This window comes from Kocuria salsicia (assembly GCF_007681555.1).
GTDB classification, from domain to species: Bacteria; Actinomycetota; Actinomycetes; order Actinomycetales; family Micrococcaceae; genus Kocuria; species Kocuria salsicia.
The window spans coordinates 1-350 of record NZ_VELE01000041.1 but is presented as its reverse complement, the minus strand read 5'-3'; the positions used below and the strand labels follow the sequence as shown (position 1 = coordinate 350).

At 64.0% G+C, this 350-nt stretch carries 1 protein-coding gene; it reads left to right on the top strand.

Annotated features, from left to right (window positions below; genetic code table 11):
• Positions 1-350 (top strand): phosphotransferase family protein (locus FS770_RS13605; RefSeq protein WP_145012802.1); only part of this gene is annotated, 350 nt, incomplete at both ends.

Sequence of the window (350 nt, the reverse complement as noted above, 5' to 3'; positions counted from 1 at the left end):
CGGAAGGTGGGGGCGTATCTGCAGGACGCACAGAAGGTTTTCAATCGGTTGGAGTCCTTCGCGCTGATCCACGGAGATCTGTTGCTGCCCAACATCCTCGTCGAGGGGGACACCGGGGTGCGGTACATCGATTGGGAGTGGTCGGAGATCGGGGACCCCGCCCAAGACCTCGCTTACCTCGGTGGGCGGATCACGGTGGACCCGTGGCATCTACCCATGACCCGGGCCCAGACCCGGGACCTGATCGAGGTCTACCTGGCGGCCAGCGAGCACCGGGCGGCCACGGGCACCGTGGAGGAAATGATGATCCGCTGTGATGCTTGGGAGGTCTACGAACGGTTCCTCACGTC